Here is a 25,279-nt window from a genome sequence, read left to right as displayed (position 1 = left end):
GATCTGCCCAATGCCGAAAACCTACGGCTGCGTAGCTTCCGTCGGGAGAACCCTCCCCGGGAACAGAAGGGTCTCCTCCAGATGGCAGAGCTCGTCTATCGGCCGGTCATCGGCGCCGCCCGCACGATGTTCAAGGCGCTGGACCTCAGGATCGAGACTCAGGGCTCCGAGAACATCCCGCGTACCGGCGGCGCGGTTCTCGTCAGCAACCACATCAGCTATCTGGACTTCATCTTCACCGGCCTCACCGCACTCCCCCAGAAGCGCCTCGTCCGCTTCATGGCGAAGGAATCGGTCTTCCGGCACAAGGTCGGGGGGCCGCTCATGCGCGGCATGAAACACATCCCCGTGGACCGTACGCAGGGCGAGACGGCCTACTCGCACGCGCTCGACTCGCTGCGCGCCGGCGAGATCATCGGCGTGTTCCCCGAGGCGACGATCTCGCAGTCCTTCACGCTCAAGTCCTTCAAGTCCGGCGCGGCGCGCCTGGCGCAGGAGGCCGGCGTGCCGCTGATCCCGATGGCGCTGTGGGGCACCCAGCGGCTCTGGACCAAGGGGCGTCCGCGTAACTTCCGGCGCAGCCACATCCCCGTGACGATGCGGGTCGGCGAGCCGGTGGAGGCCCCGACCGACCAGTACGCGGGTGCGATCACCCGGCGGCTGCGCGAGCGGGTGCAGGAGCTGCTCGAAGCCGCGCAGCGGGCCTATCCGGTACGGCCCAGGGACGCGGGCGACACCTGGTGGGTACCGGCGCATCTGGGCGGTACGGCCCCGACGCCGGCCGAGGCCCGCGAAGCCGGCTGAGCCTCGCGGACCCCGCGGGCGCCACCACCGAAACGTCACTGCACGGCTCGTCGCCCAACTGACGCTCTGTCAGGTCGGCTCAGAGCGCCGGGCGCACGGTGATCCGTACGCCGGGGCTCAACTTCTCCAGCGATTCGGCGAGTTCGGTGCCCGCAGCGTCGAGTTCCGCGCCGGTCATGGGGGCCAGACCCTCCAGCAGGAAGACGGCGTTCACCGACTCCTCCGTGAGCCGGGTGCGCACACCCTGGCGCCAGTTCCAGCGCCGGCAGGTCACACCCTCGTCGTCACGCCACACGACCTCGCCCGCGTCCGGGTGCTCGACGGCCGGCTCCCCGCCCGCGGCGGTGTGGAACGGCTCGTCGCCGGTGGCCCGTACGAGCCGCATGGCGCCCGTGATCCGGTCGGTGTCCTCGCCGCCGACGGGGATCAGATGGGCCACGCTGATCGCGTTGTAGAGATCCACGAGCAGATTGATCCGGGGCAGACCGCCGTCGGCGAGCGCCCGCCTGGCCAGGGCCTCGGCGGAGTTGCGCGTACGGTTCGGCTTGCCGCCGAAGGCCGTGTACGCCGCGCGCCAGGCCACCATGTGCGGGTCCTCGTGCGGGGCGCGCCCGTCGAGGCGGGCGGCGAGCCGCCGGGCCGCGTCGTCCAGCAGCGCCGAACCGGCCTCGTTGCTGGGGCCGTTGACCAGGCCGTGGGCCTCGACGGCGAGCGGGGTGAAGCCGGGGGCGAGGGTGCGCACCTCGTCCGACACGGTGAGCGTCAGGGTCATCGTCTGCCTTGCCTCGGGACGTACGGAAACGGTGCATCACAGCACACCGCGAGGTCTACTGTAATGCACCACTCCGGAGCGAGGCCCCGGTCGCCGGTTACCTGGCCATCTCTTCCTTGACCGCCTGGACGAACGCGTCGACGTCGTCCTCGGTGGTGTCGAAGGCGCACATCCAGCGCACGTCACCGGCGGCCTTGTCCCAGAAGTAGAAGCGGAACCGCTTCTGGAGCCGCTCCCCCACCTCGCGCGGCAGCCGGGCGAAGACGGCGTTGGCCTGGACGGGGTGCAGGATCTCGACCCCATCGACCGAGCGCACGCCGTCGGCGAGCCGCTGGGCCATGGCGTTGCTGTGCCGGGCGTTGCGCAGCCACAGATCGCCGGCCAGCAGCGCCTCCAGCTGGACGGAGACGAACCGCATCTTGGAGCTGAGCTGCATCGACAGCTTGCGCAGCCGCTTCATCGCGCGCACCGCGTCCGGATCGATCACGACGACGGCCTCGCCGAAGATCGCGCCGTTCTTCGTGCCGCCGTAACTCAGCACGTCCACGCCCACGGTGTTGGTGAAGGTGCGCATCGGTACGTCGAGGGAGGCGGCGGCGTTGGATATCCGGGCCCCGTCGAGATGGACCTTCATGCCCCGCTCGTGGGCGTGCTCGCACAGGGCACGGATCTCGGCCGGAGTGTAGACGGTGCCCAGTTCGGTGTTCTGGGTGATCGACACGACCTGCGGCATGGCCCGGTGCTCGTCCTCGTACCCCCAGGCCTGGCGGTCGACCAGCTCAGGGGTGAGCTTGCCGTCGGGGGTGGGCACGGGCAGCAGCTTGAGGCCGCCGACCCGCTCGGGCGCCCCGCCCTCGTCCATGTTGATGTGCGCGGACTCGGCGCAGATCACCGCGGACCAGCGGTCGGTCATCGACTGGAGCGCGACGACGTTCGCGCCGGTTCCGTTGAAGACCGGGAAAGCCTCGGCGGTGGGGCCGAAGTGGCTGTGCATGACGCGCTGGAGGTGGTCGGTGTAGTCGTCCTCGCCGTACGCGACCTGGTGGCCGCCGTTGGCGAGGGCGAGGGCCGCAAGCACCTCGGGGTGGGCGCCCGCGTAATTGTCGCTGGCGAACCCGCGCACGGCGGGGTCGTGGTGGGCGCGCGCCGCGGTCTTGCGGGACGTCATGACTCGGGGCTCAGCCACAGGCGGCTTCCGTTCACTTCACCGGCGGGCCGCTCCCAGACCCCGGCGATGGCGTCGGCCAGGTCTCCGGCGTCCGTGAAGCCCGCGAACTTCGCATTCGGGCGCTCGGCGCGCATCGCGTCGTGCACCAGTGCCTTGATGACCAGGATCGCAGCCGCCGCACGAGGCCCTTCGTCGCCCCCGGCCTTGCGGAAGTCGTCGGCGAGCGCCAGCGTCCAGGCTTCGGCAGCCGCCTTGGCGGACGCGTAGGCGGCGTTGCCGGCCGTGGGTTTGCTCGCTCCGGCGGCGCTGACCAGCACATAGCGGCCGCGGTCGCTGCGCAGCAGAGCTTCGTGGAAGGCGAGTGAGGTGTGCTGGACCGTGCGGATCAGCAGCTTCTCCAGCAGGTCCCAGTCGGCGAGGTCGGTGTCGGCGAAGGTCTTGCCGCCGCGCCAGCCGCCGACGAGATGGACGAGCCCGTCGATCCGGCCCCGTCCCGCGTCCTTCTCGGTCTTCGCCGCCCAGGCGCGGGTGGCCGCCAGGTCCAGGAGGTCGACGGTCTCACCGGTGACGGTGGCGCCGCCGCGGGCGCGGCGGGCGGCGTCGACCGCCTCGGCGAGGCTCGCCTCGTCCGCGTCGGCGCCGACGACAGTCGCGCCGGCCGAGGCCAGGCGCAGGAGGGCCGCGCGCCCGGCGGGGCCGCCCGCTCCGGCGACCGCCACGACGGCGCCGTCCAGCGGGCCGCCCGCTCCGGTGGTTGTGCTCATGGTCGTCTTCTCCGTCATCCCGGTGTTCCCCGTCTCCGCGCGTCGTCGCTCATGCCGTGGCCGGCCAGGCCCTCGCGGGCGCCGTGCTCCCGCAGACAGCAGTGTCGTACGAACTCACGCGGCTCGCTTCTCGGTGCTCGTGGCCCGGATGCCCTGGGTCGAGGCGATCACGGTCTTGAGCTTCTTGCCCAGCGCCTCGTAGAACATGCTGAGCGGAAACTCGTCGGGAAGCACGTCGTCGACCAGCTTGCGCGGGGGCAGATCCAGGTCGAGGGCGTCCGGGCCCTTGGCCCAGCGGGATCCGGGGTGCGGGGCCAGATAGGTGGAGACGAGGTCGTAGGCGGCGAGCCAGTGGACCAGCTTGGGGCGGTCGATACCGGCCCGGTAGAGGGCCTCGATCTCGGCGAGCAGCCGCTGGGTGACCTGCGGGGCCCGCTCCCAGTCGATGCGCAGGGTGTTGTCGGTCCAGCGCACCACGTCGTGCTTGTGGAGGTAGGAGAAGAGCAGCTGGCCGCCGAGGCCGTCGTAGTTGCGCTGACGGGCACCGGTGACGGGGAAGCGGAACATCCGGTCGAAGAGCACCGCGTACTGCACATCGCGGCCCTGCGGCACACCGTCGGCCGCCAGCGTCACGGCCTCGCGGAAGGCGGTGAGGTCGCAGCGCAGCTCCTCCAGGCCGTACATCCAGAACGGCTGCCGCTGCTTGATCATGAAGGGGTCGAACGGCAGGTCACCATGGCTGTGGGTGCGGTCGTGGATCATGTCCCAGAGGACGAACGCCTGCTGGCAGCGGTCCTGGTCGCCGACCATCTCCCGGATGTCGTCGGGAAGTTCGACCCCGAGGATGTCGACGGCGGCCTCGGTGACGCGGCGGAACCTGGCTGCCTCGCGGTCGCAGAAGATGCCGCCCCAGCTGAACCGCTCGGGGGCCTCGCGGACCGCGATCGTCTCGGGGAAGAGGACCGCGGAGTTGGTGTCGTAACCGGCGGTGAAGTCCTCGAAGGTGATGCCGCAGAAGAGGGGATTGTCGTAGCGGGTGCGCTCCAGCTCGGCCAGCCACTCGGGCCAGACCATGCGCAGGACGACGGCCTCCAGATTGCGGTCCGGGTTGCCGTTCTGCGTGTACATGGGGAAGACGACCAGGTGCTGCCGCCGGTCCGCGCGGTCGGCCGCGGGCCGGAAGGCGAGCAGCGAGTCCAAGAAGTCGGGCACGTCGAAGGCGCTGTCGGCCCATTTGCGGAGGTCCGCGACGAGCGCCTCGTGGTAGGCGGCGTCGTGCGGAAGCAGGGGTGAGAGGTGCTCGACGGCGGCGGTCACGCGGTCGAGCGTGACCTCGACGAGGGCGCGCGCGGGCGCGTCGTCGGCGTCGAAATCGATGGAGCCGTCCTTGGACTGCCAGGGGCGGATCTCCTCGACGGCATTCTTGAGCTCGGTCCACGCGGGGTGCTCGACCACCCGCTCGCCGTCGGCCGAGGGCCCTCCGGTCCGGTCCTGCACAAGAATTTCCGTCATGTCACACCCTCCACGGGAGAAGCTGGCGTCAAAGCACCGTATCGGTCTTTGATTCTCCCGTACAAGGTCGGCCGAGACAAATTATCCTGCCATGCCTCGGGTTTACGGGCGATTTTCCCGCCGTACGCGCTGTGGACAGCAGGCATCTCCACTTGCGCCTCACGCACGGGTCCATACCGGCGTACGGACCGTTAGGCTGCCGCCGTGCCGCGTGGGGCACCAGCGCCGCGCGGGAGCCGCCGACGACGGAAGCGAGTCAGCCTTGACTTTCCTCACCATCGGTCATCGTGGAGTGATGGGTGTCGAGCCCGAGAACACCCTGCGCTCCTTTCTGCACGCCGAGCGGGCCGGCATGGACGCGATCGAGCTCGACCTTCATCTGAGCAAGGACGGCGCCCTCGTCGTCATGCACGACGCGGAGCTGGACCGGACGACGGACGGCACGGGCCCGATCGCCGACCGGACCCTCGCCGAGCTGCGGGAGCTCGACGCGGGGCGGGGCGAGCGGGTGCCGGTGTTCGACGAGGTCCTGGACGCGGTGGGCTCACCGCTCCAGGCGGAGATCAAGGATGTGGCGGCGGCGCGGGCGCTGGCCGATGTCATGCGCGAGAGGCAGCTGGTGGGACGGGTCGAGGTGTCCTCGTTCCACGACGAGGCCGTCGCCGAGATCTCCGCCCTGGTGCCGGGCGTACGCACGGTGCTGATCGCCAGCCGCTGGGGCGGCGACGTGGTGGACCGGGCGGTCGCGGTGGGCGCGGACTCGCTCGCGCTGAACATCCGGCGGCTGACGCTGGAGGTCGTCGAGCGCGCGCACGCGGCGGGGCTCGGGGTGATCGGCTGGGTGGTGAACACCCCGGACCACCTGCGGCTGGCCCGGGCGCTCGGGCTGGACGGCGCGACCACCGACTTCCCGGAGATCCGCCGTACCGGCCGTTTCACGGCCTGACACGCGGAGCCGGGACGCCAGACCTTTCGGCCGTACCGGGGGGGGGTGGCACTCGGGTCTGGCGTCCCGGCGGTTCACGGGTAGCTGATGCCGGTCAGTTCCTCGGCGGCGGCCCACAGCTTCTTCCCGGACGCGGGGTCGGCTGCCTGCGGGGCGGGCTCCGTCGTGGCGACCGGGCCGCGCATCTCCTTGAAGCCGGACGGCCCGTAGAACTGGCCGCCGCGCACGCCGGGCGCCGTCGCGGCGTGCAGTTGTGACCTCGCGCCCTCGTGGACCGAGGCGAACGCCCGCTGCGTCGCCCGGTCGACGGCCCGCGAGATCGCCCACTGGTCCTCGAACGCCCTCGGGCTGAGGTTGGTGCGGCAGATCCCGGGGTGGGCGACGACGCTGAGGACGGGTGAGCCCGCCTTCTCCAGCCGACGGTGGAGTTCCAACCCGTAAACGGTGCAGGCCAGCTTGGAACGGGCGTACGCGCGGCGGGGTTTGAAGTTGTTCCGCGACATCAGGTCGTCGAAGTCGAGACGGGCGATGCGGTGGGAGGTCGAACTGATGCTGACCACACGGGGGGCTTCCGCCCGGCTGAGGTTGCCGAGCAGCAGGCCGGTGAGCGCGAAATGGCCCAGCGTGTTGACGCCGAAGTGGGTCTCGAACCCGTCGCCGGTGGTGCGGGCCGGGCCGAGATGGAGTACACCGGCGTTGTTGACCAGCAGGTCGATCGCCGGGAAGTCGTCGTTCATCCCCTTCGCGAAGGCGCGCACCGACTCAAGGGAGGCCAGGTCGAGTTGGCGCGTCTCGATCCTGACGTCCGGTAAGGCCCGCCGGATCTCCGCGGCTTCCCTCGCACCGGCACCCTCACGGCGTACGGCCATCACGACGTGCGCCCCGCTGCGGGCGAGCTCGGTCGCGGTGACCAGGCCCAGTCCGGAGTTGGCGCCGGTCACGACGGCGACCCGGCCACTCTGGTCGGGGATGTCACGTTCAGTCCATTCGGTCATGGCCGATGCTCCCGGGAAATGAGGTGTGCACGGCTGGGGATGGTGTGCACGGCTGCCCGGGGCCAACCGTAGGAGCGGACCGGCGGCGCGCGGTCGCACTCGTTTCCCTAGGAGTGCCAGACCTACCTTCGGCCCGTGCCGTACCCGCACACTGTCCGTATGGCTGCCGACCACTCGTTCGCCCGTGAACTCGGTGACTTCCTCCGCGCCCGCCGCGGCCGGCTGCGCCCGCGGGACGTCGGTCTTGAGCCGGGCCCCCGGCGCAAGGTCACCGGGCTCAGGCGGGAGGAGATCGCGCTGCTGGCGGGACTGAGCACCGACTACTACCAGCGCATGGAGCAGGGCCGCGACGTACGCCCCTCCGACAACGTCCTCGACGACCTCGCCACCGCGCTGAACCTGGACGACGACGAACGCCGGCATCTGTTCGCGCTCGCCCAGGCAGCACGCCGCCCGCAGCGCGTACGCAGGCGCCGTGCCCCCGAACGCGTACCGGACGGCACCCGGCAGCTGCTGGCCACCATCAACACCCCCGCCGTGGTGCTCGGCCTGCACCTCGACCTGCTCGCCTGGAACACGCTCGCCGAGGAGCTGTTCGGCGACCCGGGCCAGCAGCCGCCGGAGCACCGGAACATGCTCACCTCGCTGTTCCACGACCCCGAGACCCGGATGCGCTGCCCCGACTGGGAAGCCACCGCGCTCCAGTACATCGGAATGCTGCGCACCGCCGTCGTCACCGACCCGACGCACCCGCGGGCCACCATGCTCATCGGTGAACTCAGCATCCGCAGCGCGGACTTCCGGCGGCTCTGGGCCCGGCACGAGGTGCGCGAGACGGTGCAGGGGACGAAGCTGTTCCGGCATCCTCAGGTCGGCGAGATCACCGTCGAGTGGGGCAGCTACCCGCTGCCCGGCAGTCCCGGACCCGTCATGTTCGTCTACACCGCCGAGCCCGGCAGCCCGGACGCCGAACGGCTGCAACTGCTGGCATCCCTGCGTGCCGCCCGTACCGGGAGTGAGGGGCGCGCTGTGGTGGAAGGAGCGGTCGACGGAGCGTTCAGAAGTCCTGGTCCAGTGGCTTGACCAGCAGCTCGAACGCCAGGTCGGGGCGTTGCGGGATACCGAAGCGCTCGTCGCCGTACGGGAAGGGCAGCAGCTGTCCCGTACGACGGTAGCCGCGGCGCTCGTACCAGGCGATCAGGTCCTCGCGCTGGACGATCACGGTCATGTGCATCTCGCCCACGCCCCAGTCCGCGCGGGCGCGGCGCTCCGCCTCGGCGAGGACGCGCTTGCCGAGACCGCCGCCCTGCGCGCCGGGGTCGACGGCGAACATGCCGAAGTACGCGGCGGGGCCGCGGTGCTCCAGCTGGCAGCAGGCGACCAGCACGCCGTCGGCCTCGACGATCAGGAGCCGGCTGCCGTCGGCCTCGATCACATCGAGGACGCCCTGCTCGTCGGTGCGCTGCCCCTCCAGCAGGTCGGCCTCGGAGGTCCAGGAGGCGCGGGCGCTCTCACCGCGGTAGGCGGACTCGATGAGTGCCACGAGCGGCTTGACGTCTGCTGCGGTGGCGTCCCGGTAGGTGAGCCGGCCGGGAGCGGGGCGCGGTGCGGTGTCCATGGTGCGCGTTCTCCGAATCTCCGCCGCGGGCGGGCGGCGCGCCCGAGCCTAACCCCACGTCCCGGGGGAGCGGGTCGCAGGGTCGGCTTCCTCTCCCCGGCCTCGGCCGGGGGGCTCCTGCGGTACCGCGGGGCGAAGCCCAGCAGCTTCGCCCAGGCCGCCACACTCGCCATGAACATCAGCAGCCACGCCTTCGGTGTGCGGGAAGCGGCCGTTTCAAGCCTGCCGTACTCGACGTCTTCCCCGGTACCGTCGTGGCGGACGACGGCGCGCTGTCCCCGCACGAGACGCCCGGTCACGGAGTCGGCTTCGACGAGGCCGCGGCACGCCGGCATCCGGTACCCGAGCCGCCGGAACACGACCACTGGGCCCTGCTGCGCAACACCGACGGGAGCGTGCAACGACCATGACAGCCACCGACCCGGGCCCGAAGCCCGCCCCCGGCTCCCGGCGCGCGCTGGTCGTCCGTGGCGGCTGGGAAGGCCACGAGCCCGTCAGGATCACGGATCTCTTCCTGCCTTTCCTCAAGGAGAACGGCTTCGCGGTCGAGACGGCCGACACCCTGGACGTCTACACCGACGCCGCGCTCCTCGCCGCCACCGACCTCGTCGTCCAGTGCTGGACCATGGGCGAGATCAATGACGAGCAGTGCGCCGGGCTCACCGCGGCCGTCCACGCCGGCACGGGCTTCGCCGGCTGGCACGGCGGGATCGTCGATTCCTTCCGCGGCGACGTGAACTACCAACTCCTCACCGGCGGCCAGTTCTTGATGCATCCGGCGGGCTTCTCCGACCACCCGGTGCGGATCGTGCCGGAGCGGGCGGACCATCCGATCGTGACCGGTCTGGCCGACTTCGACGTCCACACCGAGCGCTACTGGACGGCCACCGACCCGCTGATCGACGTGCTCGCGACGATCGGGTTCGAGGCGGACGAGATCCGCTCGCGGCCGGTCACCATGCCCGCCGTGTGGACCAGGACCCGGGCGGCGGGCCGTGTCTTCGTCTCCACGATCGGCCACAAACCGGACGACTTCGACGTGCCCGAGGTACGGACGCTGACCGAGAGGGGGCTGCTGTGGGCGAGCCGCTGAGGGTCGGCATGGTCGGCGCGGGAAAGATCAGCGGCGAGTATCTGAAGACGCTGGAACGGCTGGACGACGTCCGGCTCACCGCAGTGACCGACCTGGACGCGGACCGCGCCGAGGCGGTCGCCGCGCGGATCCCGGGCGTCGCCGTCGCCGCCTCGGTCGCCGAACTGGTCGCGCGCCCGGACGTCGACGCCGTACTGAACCTGACCCTGCCCGCCGTACACGCGGAGGTGGCGCGCGCCGCGCTCGACGCGGGAAAGCATGTCTACGGCGAGAAGCCGCTGGCCATGACCCGCGAGGAGGCCGACGCGCTCCTCGCGGCGGCGGCCGGGCGCGGACTGCGGATCGGCTGCGCCCCGGACACCGTGCTCGGTACGGGAGTTCAGACCGCGCGCGGGGCGGTCGACGACGGGCTCATCGGCGCCCCGGTCGCGGCCACCGCGTTCATGACCACACCGGGGCATGAACGCTGGCACCCCGCCCCCGAGTTCTACTACCAGGACGGCGGCGGGCCGCTGCTCGACATGGGCCCGTACTACCTCTCCGCGCTCGTTCATCTGCTCGGGCCCGTCAGCCGGGTCACCGGAGCCGCGTCCATGCCGCGCGCCGAGCGGACCATCGGCAGCGGACCGCGCGCCGGCGAGCGCTTCGGCTCCGAGGTGGACACCCATGTCACCGGGCTTCTGGAGCACGTGGGCGGCGCGCTGACCACGCTGGTCATGAGCTTCGACATCCATGCCGCGCGGCTGCCGCGCATCGAGGTGCACGGCACCGACGGCTCGCTCTCGGTCCCCGACCCCAACGGCTTCGACGGTCCGGTCGAGTTGCACCGCGCCGGGGGTGAGTGGGAGCGGCTACCGGTGTCGGGCGGCTACCGCGACGCCGGGCGCGGGACCGGTCTCGCCGATCTGGCGGCCGCGCTCGCCGATGACCGGCCGCACCGGGCGTCCGGCGAACTCGCCCGCCATGTCCTCGACGTGATGCTGACGACGCTCGACGCGGCGCGCGAGGGTGTCTGGCTGCCGGTGCGCAGCGACTGCGCGAGGCCCGAGGCCGTAAGGCCGTAAGGCCGTAGCGCGGGATCCCCCACACGGACGGCAGGAAGGCGGCGGCCTTCCTGCCGTTCTTCGCCGCGCTTCCCGGCCCTCGGCCGCCTTTCTCGACGGATATGTTCCGCTGCTCGAATCGTCAGGGCAATTAATGTCCAGGAGTAGAACTTTCCGGGCGGGAATTCGACTGACAATTCAATCGCACGGCCCTCACCACCAGGAACTCAGAAGTAATCGGGACAGGCGTTGACTTGATAACACTCTTGGTTTTACATGGCGGACATCAGCGGGACAGGAAGGGCCGCCCATGCATGACCGAACGAAGTCCGGAGAGGCGCGCATAGCCCATTTCCTCGACCGTCGGCTGCGCCCCGCGCTCCACACCGGGCGGCTCCCCATGGAGGTCGGGGCCTGGCACATCCCGGGCGAGCCGGTCCCCGTCGACGTGGCGCTCCGCACCGGGTACACACCGTTCGTCGTCGGCGAGAGCTGGGGCGGCGGCCCCTGGTCAACCCGCTGGTTCCGCTTCACCGCCGATGTGCCCGAGCGCTGGGCGGGCCGCCGTGTCGAGGCGGTCATCGACCTCGGCGGCGACCGGGCCGAGGGGCTGGTCCACGACGAGCACGGCACACCGCTCCAGGGCCTGCACCCGCACAACAGCACCGTGACGGTCGCGGCCCAGGCACGCGGCGGCGAGTCCGTGCGGCTGCTCGTCGAGGCCGCGGCCAATCCCGCGATCGACGCGTCCACGGGCGCGGGGGCCCACTTCGGCGATCCGGTCACCGCCGGCGACGAGCCTCTCCACCGGCTGCTCCGCGCCGACCTCGCCGTCCGGGACGAGAACATCTGGCAGCTCATCCACGACATCGACGTCCTGGAGGGTCTGATGCGGGCGCTGCCCGCCGGGCTGCCGCGCCGCCACGAGATCCTGCGGGCGCTGGACCGGGCGGTCGACGCGGTCGACCCCCGTGACATCCCGGGAACGGCCGCCCGCGCGCGGGACATCCTCGGGCCGGTCCTGGCCCGGCGCGCGCACGAGTCCGCGCACACCGTCGCCGCTGTGGGGCACGCCGCCACGGGATCGGCCCGGCTGCGGCCGATGCGCGAGAGCGTACGGGCGAGCGCCCGCGCCCTCAGCAGCATGGCGACGCTCGCCGACGAGTACCCGGAGCTGGTGTTCGCCGCCTCGTCCGCGCAGCAGCACGCCTGGATGAAGGATCAGCACCCGCATGTCTTCGAGCGCATACGCAAGGCCGTCGCGCGGGGCAACTGGGTCCCGGTGGGCGGGATGTGGGTGGAGCCGGACCCGAATCTGCCCGGCGGGGAGTCGCTGGCCCGGCAGTTCACGCACGGCCGCCGCTTCTACCGGGAAGAACTCGGTCTGGACGCGGGCGGCGTCTGGCTGCCCGGCCCCGGCGGCATGAGCGCCGCACTCCCCCAGCTCGCCGTGCTCGCGGGGGCGCACTGGGCGCTCGGCCACACACTCGCCGCACACGACGCCAACTCCCTTCCGCACCATACCTTCTGGTGGGAGGGCGTCGACGGCAGCCGGATCTTCACGCACTGTCCGCCGGCCGGTCCCGGCCACGCGGCGCTCACGGGGCCCGAGTTGGCCGACGCGGTCACGGCGTACGCGGAGAGGGGCGGCGGCAGCCGTTCGCTGATGCCCTTCGGGGGGGCAGCAGGGGGACGGGGACGCGGACCGCGAGAGCGGGGGGCCCACCCGCGAGACGCTGGAACGCGCCCGCAGGCTGGCCGACCTGGAGGGCTCGCCTCGGGTCGGGGTCCAGCACCCCGCGCACTTCTTCCGGGACGCGCTGGAGGAGTACCCGCACGCCCCGGTGTGGCGCGGCGAGCTGTACGCGCAGACGCACCACGGCGCGTACACCAGTCAGGCCCGCAGCAAGCGAGGCAACCGCCGCAGTGAATCCCTGCTTCGCGAGGCCGAGTTGTGGTCGGCGACGGCGGCCGTACGGGACGGGGTGCCGTATCCGTACGAGGAGTTGGACGCCCTGTGGAAGCGGGCCCTGCTGCTCCAGAGCCGGGACATCCTGCCGGGCGGGGCGATCGCCTGGGGGCACGAGGAGGCCGAGCAGACGTACCGGAGTGTGCACCGCAGACTTCAGGCCCTGATCCGGCGCTCGGCGGGCGGGCCGGACGGGGGCACGGTCCTCAACGCCGGTCCGCGCGCCCGCCGCGAGGTGGTCGTGCTCGACCGGGACCTGCTGACGGGCGCGGTGGACGCGGGTCAGCAACTGTCAGGCGGGCGGCTCGCCGTCCTGGCCGAGGCTCCCGCGCTCGGCCGGGGCACGGCCGGGCTGCCGCTCGGCGGCACGGCGCCGGTGACGGTCACCGCCGCCCGCGACGACCGGGGCGGCGGGCATCTGCTGGACAACGGGCTGCTGCGGGTCCCTATCGACCCTGCGGGCCTCGTACGCTCCGTACTCGACCTGACGACCGACCGCGAGGCCGTCGCGCCCGGCTGCTCGGGCAATCTGCTCCAACTGCACCGGGACGACCCGGCCCGCTGGAGCGCGTCCGCCCTCGACGCCGCCCCGCACGGCGACACCGCCCACGGCGCCGCCGGCAGTGGTACCCGGCGTGATCTCGACACCGCGTCGTCGGTCGAAGTGACCGACAGCGGACCGCTGTTGGCGGGGGTACGGGTGGCGCGCGGCACCGGCAGGTCCACCATCACGCAGTGGCTGACACTCACGGCGGGCAGCCGCGCGCTGAGCATCGACACGGACGTCGACTGGCGCGAACAGGACACGCTCCTCAAGGCCGTCTGGCCGGACGACGTCGCCGACTTCTACCTGTCCGAGATCGCGCGTACGGTCAACGAGTTCCCGACCGCCCGCAGGCTGCGCCGTGTCGAGGTGGAGCCGTCCCTACTGAGCGCGGGAGCCGCCGCCGCGGGGGCGGCCTCCACGATCTTCCACGCGACGTTCACGCCGAGGCTGCGGGGGCGGGAGACGCGGGCACGGCAGCTGCCCACGAGCTGACCCGGCCCACCCGGCACATCTGAACGGCCTGAGCGACCTGCCCGGCCTGAACGCGTACGGGCCGCCGGGAAGATCCCGGCGGCCCGTACGACCGCTGTCATCGGCGGTTCTCATCGCTCGCCGGACGGCCCGGCGAGCGCGCTACCTCGGCGGTGTCGGCCGGGTCGCGGTGAGCCCGATCTGCTTCTTGAGCATCCGGCCGCCGTCACCGGTGAGCCGCAGGTAGTAGTCCGACGAGCAGGCCGTGCCGTCCTCGTCGAGGGCCCAGATGCCGGAGCCGGACGGAACCTGCGAGCCGTTCTCGGCGGTCTTGGCGATCTGGTTCCCCTCGTTGTACTCGTCGAACATGGAGATGTAGATCCCCGCGACGTTGAGCCGGCACATGTTGTAGAACTGCCGCCACATGAAGTCGCCGTGCGCGCGATGCCTGGACTGGAGGTCGCCCGGCATCACACAGGGCTGGTAGTCGATACCGCTCGCGTCGCAGTCCGCCTGGTCGGGGGTGTTGACGTCCCGGTAGAACTGATCGGCCTGGGCGACGGTGCCCATCCGCCCGACCATCCACGGTGAGATCATGTTGAACGCGTGGTAGACGCCGGAGAAGCCGGGCCGGGAGTCGCTGTTGCCGTTGCGCCAGTGGGTGGGGACGCCGCCGATGACGTAACAGCCCTGCCCCTTGAACCAGTTGATGACGTCCAGGCACTCCGGGGGCGCGAACGGGCGCTTGTCGTCGGCGAAGCCGAAGCCCCAGATACAGACGACGGGCTTGCCGTTCTGCCTGGCGTACATGCTCGAAGACGTGTACGCCTTCATCTTGTTGGTCCAGTCCTGCTTGATCTCCGACTGCATGGCCCGCCAGTCGGTGACGTCGTACATGATGTAGAACTTCCGGCCGTTCGCCTCGGCCGACTGGCGCACCTTGCTCGCCATCGCGTCCCGGATCGGGCCTTCGCCGCCCATGGGATTGAACCGCTGGAGCGCGGCGGTGTCGCAGTTGTTCTCGCGCATCCACCGGAAGTGGGTGTCGGCGGTCTGCTGGTCGTGCGAGGAGAACAGCGAGGCCGGCTGGCCATTGTTCAGATTCGGATACGCCGTGGGGAAAGTACGGGTGTACTCCCGCACATCCGGCCACGACTTGATGGTGGTATTGCTGAGCGACGGCGGCTGCCCGCCGTTCTGGCTCCAGTGCCACCAGCTGTCGATGGGGGAACCGTCGCCCTTGCAGGCGAACCAGCCCTGATACCCGACGCTGATTTTGCCGACCACGTCGCCAGGGGGACTCGCGGCGGGTGCCGCCTGCGCCCTGCCTCGCGGCTCGGTCGCGGCACTGGCCTGCCGACTGCCGAGGACACCACCGGCCGCTGCTGTGCCGGCCAGTGCCGACGCCATGACGGCGCGTCTTGAAATACTCACGGAGTATTTCCTCCCACTAGAAATCTGCCTGAAAATACACGGATCCACGGGGGTGGGGGGAATTACAGGCGGCGGCAGCCCGCCCGCCTCCGCGGCTCACCATCCGAAAGTATCCGTGTTCCGAGGATCACCACAAGGTCTCGGCAGAGGCTTTGTCCAGACCAATTCAAGGCGTTGTGTCAGCCTATTTTCTTTACGTTTTCCGTTTCCAGCGGAATGCGAAAAGCACGTGGTTTCCACATCCCCCGACCGGTGACCGTGCCGCCGGCCGTGTCCCCCCGGTGCGCTCCCCCCGTGTCTCTCTGCGCTCGCGTGCGCCTCGAACGACTGGGGCATTTCACCGTTGACACCGTTTGTGCGGACATCGTTGGATCATGGCGAGGGGGAGGTGCGCGGTGCACGGACCGGCGACCGCCGGCTGGCTGGTCGTGGCGCTCTGCGCGGCGACCGGGACGTACTGCCTGCTCAGAGCGCGGGGCGGCGGGGGCGCGGGGCGCGGCACGGCGGGCGGCGAGGCGCTGATGGGGTTCGGGATGGCGGCGATGGCCGTTCCGGCGGCGGTGATCAGCCCGCCGCGCTGGATCTGGCTGCTCTACGCGACGGTGTTCGGCGTCGCCGCGCTGCGCGCCCTGGGCCCGGCCCGGGGGACCTCGCACCATCTGCACCATCTCGTGGGGATGCTCGCCATGGTCTACATGTCGGTGGCGATGGCGCTGCTCCCGGGCGGCACGCACGGCGGGCACCACGCGGGCGGCACCCCCCTGGCCACGGGCGTGCTGCTGATCTACTACGCGGGGTTCGTGCTGTGGACGGGCGCGCGGCTGCTCCCGTTGCAGAGCGTGACAGCGCCGGAGCGCGCGGACCCGGTCGTTCCGGAGGCCGGCGGAGCGCCGTCGGCGGTCGGCGGAGCCGGTCGTGGGACCGTCGGTGGAGCGGCGACGGGTGTGGTGACGGAGGCGGCGACCGGTATCCGGGGCGACCGGCCCGAGCTGGCCCTGGCCTGCCGGCTCTCCATGGGCATCGCGATGCTGGCGATGCTGCTCACGCTCTGACGTACGCCGCCGCTCCGACGTACGCCGCGCGGGGCGCCACGCTCCGTACACACGCCGCACCCACGCCGCGCGAACCGCCCTGCCACCGTGTCCTGCGTCACTTGCCGCCCGCGGCCGGCCCCATGAGCGGCACCGCGCTCATAAACTGACACCCATGATGGTCTCCCTCGTGCTGCTGACGCTCGGTGCGCTGGCCGCGGTGGTCGCCCCGCGACTGCTGGCCCGTACCGAATGGCCCGAGCGCGAGCCGGTGGTGGCCCTCTGGGTCTGGCAGTGCGTGGTGGCCGCCGTACTGCTCTGCTTCGCCCTCGCCATGACCTTCAGCGCCGCGGCGGCCTGGCTGGCCGTACGGGGCCATGTCTTCGCCCCGGCCCCGAGCGGGGTCGTCGAGGCGTACGCGCTCGGCGCACACCGGCCCTGGTCCGCGGCGCTGGCCGTGCTCCTGGCGGCCGGCGGAGTGTGGACGGGCGCGATGCTCACGCGCGAGATCCACCGGGCGCGCACGCGCCGCAAGCAGCGCCGCAGCGAACTGCTCGTCCGTTCACCGCTGTTGCCCGGCGAGGAGTCCGGCGGCGGCCCACTGGTGGTCCTTGAGGGCGAGCGTCCCGGCGCCTGGTGGCTGCCGGGCGCGGCACCGCAGCTGGTCATCACCACGGCCGCCCTGCGGCGGCTCAAGGGCCGCCAGCTCGACGCCGTGCTGGCCCACGAGCAGGGCCACGCCCGCGCCCGCCACGACTGGTTGCTGCACTGCTCGTCGGCGCTCGCCAACGGCTTCCCGCAGATCCCGGTCTTCGCGGCGTTCCAGGCCGAGATGCACCGCCTGGTGGAGCTGGCCGCCGACGATGTCGCCTCGCGCCGTTTCGGCCGGCTGACGATCGCGCTCGCCCTGGTCGAACTGAACGAGGACCGTGGGGTGTTCGGCCCCTGCCCGACGCCCGACACCGAACTGCCGCGCCGGGTGGACCGGCTGCTGTCCCCCCTCCCCCGGCTCACCGCGGGCCGCCGGCTGCGGCTGACGGCGGCTGCCGCGCTGGTGCCCGCGGTTCCGCTCGTGGTCGCGTTCATTCCCGCGCTGCGCACGCTGGGATAGTTTTGCGGGGCCGTCGTCAGTAAGGATCAGCGCATGCAATCCCCCGCGGTGCCCCCGCCGTCACGGCCCGCCCCGCCGTCACCGCCCACACCCCGGGGAGCCGTGACCCCGGCCCGTCTCGCCGTCGTCCTGGGGGTGGCCTCCCTGACGCTGCTGGCGCTCGTCGCCGCCGGGTGGGGTCCGCTGTTCTCCCTCGACCGGACGGTCTCCGTGGACCTGCACCGGTGGGCGGTGGCCGACCCCGGTCTCACCCACGCGAACCGGATTCTCACCGACTGGGTGTGGGACCCCTGGACCATGCGCGTCCTGACGGCCGTCGCCTTCTTCCTTCTCTGGTTCAACGGCTCGCGCCTCCTGGCCTGTTGGGTCGCCCTGACGTCTCTGGTCGGCGCCCTGGTGTCGCAGGGCGTGAAGGCCGCGGTCGGGCGCGAGCGCCCGACCTGGCCCGACCCGCTCGACTCGGCGCACTACGCGGCGTTCCCCTCGGGCCACGCGATGACCGCAACCGTCACCGTCGGGATACTCCTGTGGCTGCTGCGGCAGCACGGCCTGAGCGGCCCGCCGTGGTCGGTCGCGGTGGTGGTCGGGGTCGTGTCGGTGTTCGGCTCCGGGTTCAACCGCGTCTGGCTGGGGGTGCACTGGAGTTCGGACGTGGTGGGCGGGTGGCTGTTCGGGGCGTGTCTGGTCGCCGTATCCGTCGCCACGTACGAAGGACGGGCCTTGTCCCGGTGGCGGTGACCCGGCAAGGATCGGGGCCATGAAGATCAAGGGTGTGCTTTTCGACTTCTCAGGGACACTGTTCCGTATCGAATCGGCCGGCTCCTGGCTCCGGGCCGTACTCGACGAGTTGAGTGTTCCGGTGCCGCCCGAGGAGGTCCGGCGGTACGCGGTTCGGCTGGCCGTCGCGGGCGCCCTGCCCGGCGGGTCGTCGCCGCAGCAACTGCCGCCGGATCTGGCCGGGCTGTGGGCCACGCGCGACGAGAGCGCCGAGCGGCACAGGGCCGTGTACACCGGCCTCGCCCGGCAGGTGGACCTCCCCGACCCCCGGTTGTACGACGCGCTCTACGAACGGCACCGGACGCCGGACGCCTGGCGGCCGTACGCGGACACCGCGGAGGTGCTCGGCACCCTGAAGCGTGAGGGCATCGGCGTCGGTGTCATCAGCAACATCGGCTGGGATCTGCGTCCGGTCTTCCGCGCCCACGGCCTGGACGACTTCGTGGACGCCTATGTGCTGTCGTACGAGCACGGCGTCCAGAAACCCGACCCGCGGCTCTTCGGCGCGGCCTGCGAGGCCATCGGGCAGGATCCGCACGACGTGCTGATGGTCGGGGACGACCGGGAGGCGGACGGCGGGGCGGCCGAACTGGGCTGCGCCGTCCACTTCGTGGACCATCTGCCGGTGGAGGAGCGCCCGGCGGGCCTGCGCCCGGTTCTCGCCCTCACCCGCTGAGAAGCGTCCCCGGAGCCTGTCCGCGAGAACAGCCACGGTCCCGGGTCCGGGACCACTTCACGGGGCGGTGTCCGGCGTTGCTCGCCCCGGAGGTGGTGCCGGCGACGGCGGCAGCCGTCGCGGGCGGGCTCCGCCGTCGGAGCCGGGGGCGCGGGGGTCCACGCGAGGGTTCAAACGGATGGCCGAAGTTGGTTACTTGACCGGACCATGCCATCCCGCCACGATGTGCGCGAACAATCAGGTCCTGTCCGGTGAACAGGACCTGGCCGCCCACGTCCCACCCGGCGCGGCCGAACCCCCCACACCCCCCACCCAGGAGAAACACCATGCGACTTCGCATACGCGAGAGCAGATCGAAGGCCGCCGCCCTCGCGGTCCTGCTGGCGCTCGCCGTGGCAGTCCCGTTCACGGCCGAGGCCGCTCCCCCGGCGCCTGCCGCGAAGGCCGCGCCCGGGGCCGGAACCGTCGACGAAGAGCGGATCCGGCAGTACGAGATCCCGGGCGCCGCCGACGCAGCGGCCCGTACCGCCATCGCCGCCACCGGCGTGTCGGTGGACGAGGCGGGCGCGCGCTCGACGGTCGTCAGCGCCACCGACTCCCAGGCGAAGCGGCTGCGCGCGCTCGGCCACCGGCTCGACCCGCTGCCCGCGCCGCCCGCCAGAACGAACGGCAAGGCCGTGGAGCCGTTCGACTTCCCCTCGGCCGACTCGCGCTATCACAACTACGCCGAGATGAACGCCGAGATCGACCAGCGGATCGCCGCCCACCCCAACCTGATCAGCAAGCGCGTCATCGGCAAGAGCTACGAGGGCCGGGACATCGTCGCGGTCAAGATCAGCGACAACGTGGCGACGGACGAGAACGAGCCCGAGGTGCTCTTCACGCACCACCAGCACGCCCGCGAGCATCTGACCGTCGAGATGGCGCTGTATCTGATCCGGGAGCTGGGTGACACCTACGGCACCGACTCACGGGTCACCAACGCCCTGAACAACCGCGAGATCTGGATCGTCCCGGACGTCAACCCGGACGGCGGCGAGTACGACATCGCCACCGGCTCCTACCGCAGCTGGCGCAAGAACCGCCAGCCCAACTCCGGTTCCTCGGCGATCGGTACGGACCTCAACCGCAACTGGGCCTTCCAGTGGGGCTGTTGCGGCGGCTCCTCCACCAGCCCCGGCTCGGAGACGTACCGCGGCGCGCGCGCCGAGTCCGCGCCTGAGGTCAAGGTGGTCGCGGACTTCGCGCGCAGCCGGGTCGTCGGCGGCAAGCAGCAGCTCAAGGCGGCCATCGACTTCCACACGTACAGCGAACTGGTGCTGTGGCCGTACGGCTACACGAACGCCGACACCGCTCCCGGTATGACGCTCGACGACCGGAACGCCTTCGCCGCCGTCGGCGGGAAGATGGCGGCGAGCAACGGCTACACCGCGGAGCAGGCGAGCGACCTGTACATCACGGACGGGTCGATCGACGACTGGCTGTGGGGCAGCCAGAAGGTGTTCGCGTACACATTCGAGATGTACCCGGGCAGTTCCGGCGGCGGCGGCTTCTACCCGCCCGACGAGGTGATCGAGCGGGAGACGAGCCGCAACCGCGACGCGGTCCTGCAACTGCTGGAGAACGCCGACTGCATGTACCGCTCCATCGGCAAGGAGTCGCAGTACTGCGCCTCCTGAGAGGGCGATCCTCTCGTTGAGACGGCCGCGCCCCGCGACTGGGGCGCGGCCGTTGTCGTCGGCGGCACTGCCGCGGTCAGGCGAAGTCGTCGTGGTCCGCGAGGACTTCGCCGATCACCTGACGGTTGACGGCGGCCAACTCCTCGTTCGTGTCGATGGTCTCGGACAGGACCAGGAGTGCCTTCCACAGCGCCCATCCTCGGGCGCGTGCCCAGGCACCGTCGTCCTGACCGACCGCCCGCCGGAACGCCTCCCGGCCGGCGCCCGAGAACATCCCCCACGCGATCACCAGATCGCAGGCGGGGTCCCCGATCCCCGCAGTACCGAAGTCGATGACGGCGGTCAGCTTCCCGTCCGCGACCAGCAGGTTGCCGGAGGCGATGTCGCCGTGGAACCACACGGGCGCCCCGTGCCACTCGGCGGCGAGCGCCGCTTCCCACACGGCGGCAGCGCGGTCGGTGTCCACATGGCCCTTGAGCGCGGCCAGGCAGCGGCGCGTCTCCTCGTCGTAGTGGGCGGGCGGCGCTCCACGGTAGAAGCTGTGCTCGCCCGCGACCGGTCCGTCCGTGGCATCGCAGCGCTGGAGGGCCAGCAGGAACTCGGCCACCTCGACGGCGAACCGGGGCATGTCCCCGATACGGTCGCGCCGCGCCGTCTCGCCGTTCAGCCAGCCGCGCACCGACCAGGGAAAGGGATAACCCTCACCGGCGGCTCCCTGGCCGAGCACGGTCGGCACGGCGACGGGCAGCGAGGGCGCCAGCCGGGGCAGCCAGCGGTTCTCCTTGGCGACGGCGGGAACATAGCCGGCGGCCGTGGGCAGCCGGACCGTCATGCCGTCGCCGAGCCGGTAGGTCCTGTTGTCCCACCCGTCGACCTCCACGGGTGTCACGGGCAGTCCGCTCCACCGGGGGAACTGCGCGGCGATCAGACGTTTCACCAGGGCGGCGTCGATACCGGCGCGGCCGTCGCGGGGAGTGGGGGCCATCCCACGATCATCGGCCCACGCGATCACGCGAGGCAACGCATTTACCCGCGGCGCCGCCCGACGCGCTCCCGCGTACACCGGCGGCAGGAGGCGGTTGCCGCGACGTACACCGGCAGATGTACCGGCCGGGCCTCCGCGTACCCCACCAGCACGCACCCTCGGAGCAAACGCGGACATAGACCCCTGGGTCCAATCGCGCCGCAGGCACAATGAAGCAATGCCCCACCTCGATGTCACCCGCCTCCGCCTGCCCGGAGGGCCGCGTGCCGACAGGGCACTCGCCCTGGGCGTGCTGGCGCTGACAGGGGTGGCCGAGGGGCAGCGGCTGGGTCCCGACTGACACGGGACCGCGTCACTGATCGCCTCCTGGGTCGTCGCGACGACGGTGTGCTCGGCGCTCCTGCTGCGCCGCCGGTACCCGGTGCCGGTGGGCTGGTTCATGGTGACCGGCACGGGTGTCTACTACCTGCTGAGCACGATCGACGGCCCGCTCGTCGTGGTCCCGATCGCCGTGCTGTACACGCTGGCGGCCCAGGGGCGGCTCCAGGCGTCGGTCGCCATGGCGGCGGCGATGGTCATCGGGGTGGGCGCGGGGGCTCTGGCCGGCACCGGTGACGTCGAGGGCACGGCGGTCTTCATGCTGACCGGCTGGCTGGTCGCGGTGGTGGCCCTGGGCGCGATGCGTCACGGCCGGGTCGCCTACGCCGAGGAGGAGGCCAGGCTGCGAGCGACGCAGGAGCGGCTGCGTATCGCCCGCGAACTGCACGACGTGATCGGCCACAGCATGTCGATGATCCACGTGCAGGCGTCCGCCGCCCTGCACCGGCTGCCGAAGGACCCCGGGCAGGCGGAGGACGCGCTGACCGTCATCAAGCAGGGCAGCACGGAGGGCCTGCGAGAACTGCGGGCCACCCTCGGGGTGCTGCGCCAGGTCGACGAGGAGGCTCCCACCACTCCTTCACCAGGGCTGTCCAGGGTCGGCACCCTGGTCTCCTCAGCCGCTCGGGCGGGCCAGGACGTACGCGTCGAGCAGAGCGGGGCCCGCTTCTCGCTGCCGGCGGCGGTGGACCTCGCCGCCTATCGCATCGTGCAGGAATCCCTGACCAACGCCGTCAAGCACAGCGAGGCCCGGCACATCGTCATCCGGCTCCACTACGGCGAAAGGAAGCTGGTGCTCAGTGTCCAGGACGACGGGCGGGGTCCGGCTCTCGCCGGGCGTGCCGGGGGAAGCGGGATCGCGGGCATGCTGGAACGCGCCCGATCGCTGGGCGGAACACTGAGCGCCGAGCCGGGCAGCGCGGGCGGGTTCGTCGTCCGGGCGCAGCTGCCGTTCACCGAGCACCACGAGCCGATCGGCGGAGAAGTTGATGATCAGGATCCTGCTGGTCGATGACCAGCGCCTCGTTCGCGCGGGGATCCGCGGCATCCTCGACGACGAGGACGACCTGCGGGTGGTCGCCGAGGCGGCCGACGGGCACGCCGCCCTCGCCGCCTGCCGCGAACTGCGCCCCGACGTGGTGCTGATGGACATCCGCATGCCCGGCATGGACGGGCTCGAAGCCGCTCGCCGCCTTGCCGGCGACGAGCGGTTAGGGCGTGTTTGAGAAGTAGCGTCGTCCGCCCATCGGGCGGGGCCCACGGCGTCTGGTGCGTGCGATCGCAAGGCGGAGGATCAGCCCCGTAGATGGACCGGACGTACTTGGATGACTCCGACAACGCGGCGAGCGCGCGTGCCAGGCGTCGTGGGCCAGACGGGACTTCTCAAACACGCCCTGGCCGCGGTGAAGGTGGTCATGCTGACGACCTTCGACCTCGACGAGTACGTGTACGGGGCCCTGCGCGCCGGCGCCACGGGCTTTCTGGTCAAGGACACCGAACCGGCTGAACTCCTGCACGCGGTACGGGTGGCTGCGCTAGGTGACGCCCTCATCAGCCCCTCCGTCACCCGCCGGCTCATCGCGGAATTCGCCAGCCGGCCTGACCATGCCCGTAAACCCGACCACCGCCTCGACGCCCTGACCGGCCGCGAACGTGAGGTCATGCGACTGGTCGCCGCCGGACGCACCAACGACGAGATCGCCGCACAGCTCGTGGTCTCCCCGCTGACCGCGAAGACCCATGTCAGCCGCATCATGGCCAAACTCGGAGCCCGGGACAGATCCCAGGTCGTGGTCATGGCGTACGAGTACCGCATGGTCAGCCCCGGTTGGCTCACGGTCTGAGCAACTCCCGGGAGCCCGTCAAAGGTCGCGGAAGCCGCGGATCAGGTCGACGGCCTTCTCGGCGATCATGATGGTGGGCGCGTTGGTGTTGCCGCTGGTGACGGACGGCATCACCGAGGCGTCGACGACCCGGAGTCCGGCCACCCCCCGTACGCGCAGCTCGGGGTCCACCACGGCGGCCTCGCCGTCGCCCATCGCGCAGGTGCCCACCGGGTGGTAGCTGGTGCCGCTCCAGCCGCGGACGTGGTCGGCCAGTGCCGCGTCGTCCAGCGCCGCGAGGTCGGCGCTCGCCGGGAGATAGGGGCGGCCCAGGAACGAGGCCAGCGGCTCGTGTTGACCGATCTCGATGACGGCGCGCAGACCCCGGACAAGTGTGGACACGTCCTCGGGGTCGGTGAAGTACCGCGGATCGATCAGCGGTTCCGCGGCCGGATCGGCGGAGGCGAGCGTCAGCCGCCCGCGGCTGCCCGGCTGGAGCGCCGTGGCGTTCATCGTGAACACCGGCCGGCCCGGCATCTCGTCCCCGCTCAGGACGAACGCGGTCGGGCCGCCGGTCAGTTGCGTGTCCGGCCGGGACGCACCGGATGTGACCGACAAGTAGCCCATCGCTTCGGAGTAGTTGGAAGAGAACGGCCCTTCGCCGGTGTCGGCCCACGTCTGGAGATTCTCCGGGGTCAGCAGGTCGACGATCACGTCGGTGGTGTCCCGGGTCTCCCACACGACCGGGGCAAGGACATGGTCGTGAAGGTTGCCGCCCACGCCGGGCAGCGGAACCGCGACATCGATACCGTGCTCCCGGAGCGCGTCGGCGGGGCCGATGCCGGACAGCATCAACAGTTGGGGCGAATTGACCGCGCCGCCGCTCAGCACGACCTCCGACTCGGCGCGGGCGAACCGGTCGGCGCCGTCGTGGACGTACGTCACCCCGACCGCCCTGCCGCCCTCAAGCACCACCTTCGTCGCCGGCGCCCCTGTGCGAAGGGTCAGATTCTCCCGGTCGAGCGCCGGCCGCAGGTAGGCGTCGGCGGCCGACCACCGCCGGCCGTCCCGACAGGTCACCTGTGTGAGCCCCGCGCCGTGCGGGGAGGTGCCGGAGAGGTCGTCGACGCGTTCCAGCCCCCAGTCCACGGCGGCGTCCACCCAGGCCCGCGACAGCTCGTGCGAGTAGGGCCGGTCCTCGACGTTCAAGGGCCCCGTGGTCCCGTGGGCCGGCGGACCGTGCCGGTTGTTCCGCTCCGCCCGTACGAAATAGGGCTTGACGTCCTCGAAGCCCCAGCCGGTGGCATGGTGCTCGTCCCGCCAGCCGTCGTAGTCCTCGCGCTGGCCGCGGGCGTAGATCATCACGTTGGTCGACGAGGAGCCTCCGACGGTCTTCCCTCGCGGCCAGTAGAACGTCCGGCCTGCCGCCTCCTGCTCGACCGTCCGGTAGTCCCAGTCGACCTCCGAGTGGAACAGCAGCCCGAGTCCGGCCGGTGCCTTGATGTTCGGATCGGTGTCCTGGCCGCCCGCCTCCAGGAGCAGCACCCGGGCCGCCGGATCCTCCGTCAACCGGGACGCGAGGACGCACCCGGCGCTGCCGGCCCCGACGACGACGTAGTCGAACGCTTCAGATGACGGCATCTTTTCTCCTCGAAGAGAAGTAAGTGCACGTTTTGCTCGATT

24 protein-coding genes and 2 pseudogenes are annotated in these 25,279 nt (G+C 71.4%); 17 read left to right on the top strand and 9 right to left on the bottom strand.

The annotated features are described in order from the left end of the window. The first annotated feature begins 81 nt into the window (after positions 1–81). Positions 82–804, top strand: coding sequence for a lysophospholipid acyltransferase family protein (locus OIE74_RS35800; RefSeq protein WP_329391290.1), 723 nt, complete (start codon positions 82–84; stop codon positions 802–804). 79 nt (positions 805–883) lie between these two features. Here OIE74_RS35800 and OIE74_RS35795 read toward each other — a convergent pair whose 3' ends face one another. From OIE74_RS35795 to OIE74_RS35780, 4 genes are all read right to left on the bottom strand, one after another. Continuing rightward, complete coding sequence (locus tag OIE74_RS35795; RefSeq protein ID WP_329391288.1) at positions 884–1,576, bottom strand: B3/B4 domain-containing protein; 693 nt, start codon at positions 1,574–1,576, stop codon at positions 884–886. 97 nt (positions 1,577–1,673) lie between these two features. Beyond that, positions 1,674–2,744: a threonine aldolase family protein gene (locus tag OIE74_RS35790; protein WP_329392551.1), complete on the bottom strand. Its 1,071-nt coding sequence runs from the start codon at positions 2,742–2,744 to the stop codon at positions 1,674–1,676. Further along, positions 2,741–3,508 carry an SDR family NAD(P)-dependent oxidoreductase gene (locus tag OIE74_RS35785; protein WP_329391285.1) on the bottom strand — a complete coding sequence of 256 codons (768 nt, stop codon included), beginning with the start codon at positions 3,506–3,508 and terminating at the stop codon, positions 2,741–2,743. The genes OIE74_RS35790 and OIE74_RS35785 overlap by 4 nt, the downstream gene beginning before the upstream one ends. A 114-nt stretch (positions 3,509–3,622) precedes the next feature. Further along, the gene (locus OIE74_RS35780) at positions 3,623–5,020 is read right to left on the bottom strand and encodes a DUF6421 family protein (protein WP_329391283.1); all 1,398 of its coding nucleotides are present in this window, start codon (positions 5,018–5,020) and stop codon (positions 3,623–3,625) included. Positions 5,021–5,315: 295 nt separating this feature from the next. Here OIE74_RS35780 and OIE74_RS35775 point away from each other — a divergent pair, with 295 nt between their 5' ends. Continuing rightward, positions 5,316–5,966 carry a glycerophosphodiester phosphodiesterase gene (locus OIE74_RS35775; protein ID WP_329391281.1) on the top strand — a complete coding sequence of 217 codons (651 nt, stop codon included), beginning with the start codon at positions 5,316–5,318 and terminating at the stop codon, positions 5,964–5,966. A gap of 74 nt (positions 5,967–6,040) precedes the next feature. Here OIE74_RS35775 and OIE74_RS35770 read toward each other — a convergent pair whose 3' ends face one another. Next, positions 6,041–6,961 carry an oxidoreductase gene (locus OIE74_RS35770; RefSeq protein WP_329391278.1) on the bottom strand — a complete coding sequence of 307 codons (921 nt, stop codon included), beginning with the start codon at positions 6,959–6,961 and terminating at the stop codon, positions 6,041–6,043. A gap of 159 nt (positions 6,962–7,120) precedes the next feature. On the opposite strand from OIE74_RS35770, the gene OIE74_RS35765 reads away from it, so the two are divergent. Continuing rightward, positions 7,121–8,044: a helix-turn-helix transcriptional regulator gene (locus tag OIE74_RS35765; protein WP_329391276.1), complete on the top strand. Its 924-nt coding sequence runs from the start codon at positions 7,121–7,123 to the stop codon at positions 8,042–8,044. On the opposite strand, the gene OIE74_RS35760 is transcribed toward OIE74_RS35765, so the two are convergent. Beyond that, positions 8,019–8,579: a GNAT family N-acetyltransferase gene (locus OIE74_RS35760; RefSeq protein ID WP_329391275.1), complete on the bottom strand. Its 561-nt coding sequence runs from the start codon at positions 8,577–8,579 to the stop codon at positions 8,019–8,021. The two genes, OIE74_RS35765 and OIE74_RS35760, sit on opposite strands and share 26 nt — an antisense overlap. 254 nt (positions 8,580–8,833) lie before the next feature. Between OIE74_RS35760 and OIE74_RS35755 the strand changes: the two genes are divergently transcribed. The 5 genes from OIE74_RS35755 (at position 8,834) to OIE74_RS35735 (ending at position 13,723) form a co-directional block, all read left to right on the top strand. Further along, positions 8,834–8,989 (top strand): hypothetical protein, encoded by a 156-nt coding sequence (locus OIE74_RS35755; protein WP_329391273.1) that lies wholly within the window; start codon positions 8,834–8,836, stop codon positions 8,987–8,989. Beyond that, positions 8,986–9,672, top strand: coding sequence for a ThuA domain-containing protein (locus tag OIE74_RS35750; RefSeq protein WP_329391271.1), 687 nt, complete (start codon positions 8,986–8,988; stop codon positions 9,670–9,672). The genes OIE74_RS35755 and OIE74_RS35750 overlap by 4 nt, the downstream gene beginning before the upstream one ends. Continuing rightward, entirely contained in the window at positions 9,657–10,736 is a 1,080-nt protein-coding gene (locus tag OIE74_RS35745; RefSeq protein ID WP_329391268.1) for a Gfo/Idh/MocA family protein, read from the top strand. The genes OIE74_RS35750 and OIE74_RS35745 overlap by 16 nt, the downstream gene beginning before the upstream one ends. Positions 10,737–11,025: 289 nt before the next feature. Then, entirely contained in the window at positions 11,026–12,645 is a 1,620-nt protein-coding gene (locus tag OIE74_RS35740) for a hypothetical protein (protein ID WP_329391266.1), read from the top strand. Further along, positions 12,560–13,723 (top strand): glycoside hydrolase family 38 C-terminal domain-containing protein, encoded by a 1,164-nt coding sequence (locus OIE74_RS35735; RefSeq protein WP_329391263.1) that lies wholly within the window; start codon positions 12,560–12,562, stop codon positions 13,721–13,723. Before OIE74_RS35740 ends, OIE74_RS35735 begins: the two co-directional genes overlap by 86 nt. 141 nt (positions 13,724–13,864) lie before the next feature. On the opposite strand, the gene OIE74_RS35730 is transcribed toward OIE74_RS35735, so the two are convergent. Next, positions 13,865–15,136: a glycoside hydrolase family 71/99-like protein gene (locus tag OIE74_RS35730; protein WP_329391261.1), complete on the bottom strand. Its 1,272-nt coding sequence runs from the start codon at positions 15,134–15,136 to the stop codon at positions 13,865–13,867. 374 nt (positions 15,137–15,510) lie between these two features. On the opposite strand from OIE74_RS35730, the gene OIE74_RS35725 reads away from it, so the two are divergent. The 5 genes from OIE74_RS35725 (at position 15,511) to OIE74_RS35705 (ending at position 20,410) form a co-directional block, all read left to right on the top strand. After that, positions 15,511–16,188, top strand: coding sequence for a DUF5134 domain-containing protein (locus OIE74_RS35725; RefSeq protein WP_329391259.1), 678 nt, complete (start codon positions 15,511–15,513; stop codon positions 16,186–16,188). 154 nt (positions 16,189–16,342) lie between these two features. After that, positions 16,343–17,278 carry a M56 family metallopeptidase gene (locus tag OIE74_RS35720; RefSeq protein WP_329391257.1) on the top strand — a complete coding sequence of 312 codons (936 nt, stop codon included), beginning with the start codon at positions 16,343–16,345 and terminating at the stop codon, positions 17,276–17,278. 33 nt (positions 17,279–17,311) lie between these two features. Then, on the top strand, positions 17,312–18,016 hold the full coding sequence (locus tag OIE74_RS35715; protein ID WP_329391255.1) for a phosphatase PAP2 family protein: 705 nt from the start codon (positions 17,312–17,314) through the stop codon (positions 18,014–18,016). Positions 18,017–18,035: 19 nt separating this feature from the next. Further along, positions 18,036–18,731: an HAD family hydrolase gene (locus tag OIE74_RS35710; protein WP_329391253.1), complete on the top strand. Its 696-nt coding sequence runs from the start codon at positions 18,036–18,038 to the stop codon at positions 18,729–18,731. Positions 18,732–19,057: 326 nt separating this feature from the next. Further along, positions 19,058–20,410: a M14 family metallopeptidase gene (locus OIE74_RS35705; RefSeq protein WP_329391252.1), complete on the top strand. Its 1,353-nt coding sequence runs from the start codon at positions 19,058–19,060 to the stop codon at positions 20,408–20,410. Positions 20,411–20,486: 76 nt separating this feature from the next. On the opposite strand, the gene OIE74_RS35700 is transcribed toward OIE74_RS35705, so the two are convergent. Then, the gene (locus OIE74_RS35700) at positions 20,487–21,395 is read right to left on the bottom strand and encodes an aminoglycoside phosphotransferase family protein (protein WP_329391250.1); all 909 of its coding nucleotides are present in this window, start codon (positions 21,393–21,395) and stop codon (positions 20,487–20,489) included. Positions 21,396–21,612: 217 nt separating this feature from the next. Between OIE74_RS35700 and OIE74_RS35695 the strand changes: the two genes are divergently transcribed. The 4 genes and pseudogenes from OIE74_RS35695 to OIE74_RS35680 form a co-directional block, all read left to right on the top strand. Further along, positions 21,613–21,735 (top strand): hypothetical protein, encoded by a 123-nt coding sequence (locus OIE74_RS35695; RefSeq protein ID WP_329391247.1) that lies wholly within the window; start codon positions 21,613–21,615, stop codon positions 21,733–21,735. A gap of 45 nt (positions 21,736–21,780) precedes the next feature. Beyond that, on the top strand, positions 21,781–22,788 hold the full coding sequence (locus tag OIE74_RS35690; RefSeq protein ID WP_329391245.1) for a sensor histidine kinase: 1,008 nt from the start codon (positions 21,781–21,783) through the stop codon (positions 22,786–22,788). Then, positions 22,763–22,984, top strand: a pseudogene (locus OIE74_RS35685) (response regulator transcription factor); the annotation flags it as partial. The gene OIE74_RS35690 and the pseudogene OIE74_RS35685, both read left to right, overlap by 26 nt. 183 nt (positions 22,985–23,167) lie before the next feature. Further along, positions 23,168–23,617 (top strand): annotated as a pseudogene (locus OIE74_RS35680) (LuxR C-terminal-related transcriptional regulator); the annotation flags it as partial. 18 nt (positions 23,618–23,635) lie between these two features. Here the strand turns inward: OIE74_RS35680 and OIE74_RS35675 are convergent. Beyond that, entirely contained in the window at positions 23,636–25,237 is a 1,602-nt protein-coding gene (locus tag OIE74_RS35675) for a GMC family oxidoreductase (RefSeq protein ID WP_329391243.1), read from the bottom strand. Positions 25,238–25,279: the final 42 nt, after the last annotated feature.

The sequence above is a fragment of the Streptomyces sp. NBC_01716 genome (assembly GCF_036248275.1).
Taxonomy (GTDB): Bacteria; Actinomycetota; Actinomycetes; order Streptomycetales; family Streptomycetaceae; genus Streptomyces.
This window is presented reverse-complemented; position numbering and strand designations above follow the sequence as displayed.